Origin of the sequence: Occallatibacter sp. (assembly GCF_049802275.1) — a bacterium.
In the GTDB taxonomy this organism is placed as follows: domain Bacteria; phylum Acidobacteriota; class Terriglobia; order Terriglobales; family Acidobacteriaceae; genus Telmatobacter.
In genome coordinates, this window is record NZ_JBARMD010000078.1 from 1 (window position 1) to 3,467 (window position 3,467).

A 3,467-nucleotide genomic window follows, 5' to 3' on the forward strand; every position below is an offset into this window, starting at 1 on the left:
GCCCGGTTCGGCCACACGCCCCTTCTTCGGCATCCAGCCTGAAGTCATCACGAAGCCCGATGCGGAAGGGAAGTTCCACGCGGTTCCTGCGGGCCATGGTGGCCTGCTGATCATTCGCAATCCCTGGCCTTCGATGGCGCGGACGGTATATGGCGATCCCGAACGCTACCAGAAGACCTATTGGTCCGATGTGCCCGGCTGCTATTTCACCGGCGACGGCGCACGCATCGACGCCGACGGCTACTTCTGGCTCATGGGCCGCGTTGACGACGTTATCAATGTCAGCGGACACCGCCTCGGCACGATGGAGGTTGAGTCTGCGCTTGTCGCACATCCCAAGGTTGCCGAAGCCGCGGTTGTGGGACGCCCCGACGAACTCAAGGGCCAGGCCATCTCCGCCTTTGTTTCGCTCGAGAGCGGCATCGAGCCGAGCGAGGGCTTGAAGGACGAGTTGCGCAAGTGGGTTTCGAAAGAGATTGGTTCGCTGGCCCGCCCCGACGATATCCGCTTTACCGAAGCGCTGCCCAAGACACGCAGCGGCAAGATCATGCGCCGTCTCCTGCGCGAGCTTGCCACTCACGGCGAAATCAAGGGTGACGTCACAACCCTCGAAGATTTCACCGTAATCGCCAAACTCCGCGAAGCCGAAGAAGGTTAGGCGTCTCGTGAAAGCTGGTCTTTGAAGTCGCGATGCCCGGGCCGCTGCTCAAAAATTACTACCGAATTGACTACCTGTCGCCCAGGACCGGGGACGCATCCGGGGTGCGTCTACCCCCCGTGCCAACTGGGACGCCGGGTCTTGCATCCAAAACTTGAGAAGAAGTTTTAGAGAACTACAGGAATCTTAGGGAAACTCTTTCCGTATCGATCACCGGCCGCAGAACGATAGCGAGAACACATAGAACATACTCTGTACGCTCTTCTTTGCTGTTTCGTTGTCTCATTACCTTCATCCTTGGTGACGTGCGCTTATCTCTCAGCAGAATGAGCCAGAAGAAGTCACTATGACGCGAACTGCGAACCAGAGAAGCACGGTCGGCCGGAGTCGTGCGGGCAGTTTGCTTCTTGCCTCAATCTTCCTCAGTGTTCTTATGCTGGCAGGCTGCGTTGTCGCAGGTGTGCGCATCGAGCCGAGAAGCCTGGCGTGGGATAACGTCGCTTTAGGTTCAACGGGAACTCCAAAAGCCGTCACCCTGAATAACATTGGCACTTCGCCGATTGCGATCAGCAGTATTGGGATTTCGGGAACGAACGCTGGAGATTTTGCGATCTCGAGCAAGACCTGCAGTGCCAATCTTGCAGCCTCTTCAAGTTGCACCGCGACGATTACTTTCACTCCGCAGGCACCAGGTGCCCGGGAAGCGATCCTTACCTTCAACCATTCCGGATTCAACTCGTCGCGGAGCGTAGCGCTCTCCGGTACAGCAACGGGGAAAATCAGCACCTTGACGGTGACTCCGCAGACACTTTCTTTTGGTGCGCTTGACGTGGGCTCAGAAAGCGCACTCCAGAACGTGACGTTGCAAAGCGATGGCACCACGACGATTTCCATCGACAGCGTCGCTCTTGTCGGCACAGATCCAGCGGACTTTTCGATTGCCGGCAATACCTGCGGATCAAGCCTCCCGGGATCGAGCACCTGCAGCATCGGCATAATCTTCAAACCTGCTGCGGCCGGATCGCGAACGGCGACACTCACCGTTTCGGACTCGGCGAGCGGCAGTCCGCAACAGGTTACACTCTCCGGGACAGGCAACCTGCCGGTTGCAGGTGGCGTTACGGTGAGCCCGACTGCACTCTCGTTTCCGGATACGAGTACCGGGAGCACGAGTGTGGGACAGACCATCACGCTGAGCAACAGCAGCGCGTCCTCTGCAGCGCTGGATGCAGTTGGGTTCTCAGGTCCAGATGCGGGCGACTTCGCCGTCGCGAGCAATTCGTGCGGCGCCAGTCTTGCTGGTGTGGGGAACTGCGCGATCGGTGTGGTCTTCAAGCCCGGTTCATCGGGTGCACGTGCGGCGACCCTTAATGTCTCAGCGAACGGCGCGCCATTGCACGTGGCTCTGTCAGGTACGGCCACAGGTTCAAGCACGGGCAGCGTGTCGGTGTCCCCGGCAAGCGTAACTTTTGCGAATGTTGCGGTTGGTTCAACAAGCTCTTCGAAGTCGGTGACGTTGAGCAACAGTGGAACCTCGCCAATCACGATCAGCAGCATCGCGATTGCAGGCGCCGACGCATCAGACTTTGCGATCACGAGCAAAACGTGCGGCTCGACTTTGATTGCTTCATCGAGTTGTTCGGTGACCATGACTTTTACGCCCTCGGCTTCTGGTACGCGCACAGCGAGCCTGGTGTTTACCGATTCAGCCGGAAACAGCCCGCAGACAGCAAGTCTTTCCGGATCAGTCAGCGTGGCGTCGACTCTTTCGATTGCGCCGACCAACCCGACAGTGCTGGTCAATACAACGCTGCAATTCACGGCTACCGCGAGCGTGACGTGGACGGCGACGTGTGGAACCATCAGCAAGGCGGGCCTGTTTACGGCTCCCTCGTCTCCGGGCACGTGCACGGTGACAGCAGCGGGAACTGCAACCAGTCCCCCATCAGTGTCGACCTCAGTGAATGTGAAGAACGGCTCGACGAGCGGAACGCTGACGGTGTATCCGAGTTCTGCGGGAGTGTTTGTCGGGACGGACCAGGCATTCCAGGCGCAGCTTTCGCTGGTTCCCGATGCCAACCCCGTGACTTTCAGCGTGGATGGTGTGCCAGGCGGCAATGCGACCACCGGCGTGATTACGGCGCAGGGCGTGTACACGGCTCCCGACTCTCCAGGTAGTCATGTGCTGACGGTGCAGGATAACAAGCTGGGCACTGCAGCGACAGCAAAGATCACCGTGTTCTCAGATGTGAGCGTAGATTTCGACTCGCGTTCAACGAGTCTGCATCCGATCTCCGCGGGCTTCTTCGGAACCGAGCGTATGGAATCGCTGCATAACCCAGCCGACCTGGATTTGGTGAAGGCGGCCGGAATACGTTACGCGCGCTTCTATGCACAAATTCCATTTGTGTTCAGTACCAACAGCACGCCCAACTGGCAGGCGATCGATTTCGTAGTGCAGAAAATCAGCGCGGGTGGGTTGCATGTGATGTTGCAGATGGTTCAAACTCCGCCGTGGCTTCAGCCGAATCCCAATCCCTGCGGTACGGGAAATTCATATGTAATGCCCACAGATGTAAACGCCTGGGCTTCGCTGGCTGCGCAATACGTGCAGCACATGGACCAGGTGTTTCCCGGTGTTGTCACCGATTACGAAATATGGAATGAGCCCAATACCATCGCACTGTGCGGTCCACTTTCAACGCGAGCACCCAATTACATGAAGCTTTATGCAGCGGCGGCGCCCATGATGCGCGCCCAGGCGGCGAAGGACGCGCAGGCATCTGGCCTTCCTGCCGCGCGCGTCGGA

General features: G+C 58.4%; 2 protein-coding genes and 1 pseudogene. All 3 read left to right on the forward strand.

What is annotated here, in order from left to right; translation table 11 throughout:
• On the forward strand, positions 1-658 hold a 658-nt coding region (locus tag WA354_RS02605; protein ID WP_472811453.1), incomplete at its 5' end, for an AMP-binding enzyme.
• A gap of 433 nt (positions 659-1,091) precedes the next feature.
• Positions 1,092-2,342, forward strand: a pseudogene (locus tag WA354_RS02610) (choice-of-anchor D domain-containing protein); the annotation flags it as partial.
• 69 nt (positions 2,343-2,411) lie between these two features.
• Positions 2,412-3,467: hypothetical protein (locus tag WA354_RS02615; protein WP_472811454.1), on the forward strand; the 1,056-nt coding region annotated here is incomplete at its 3' end.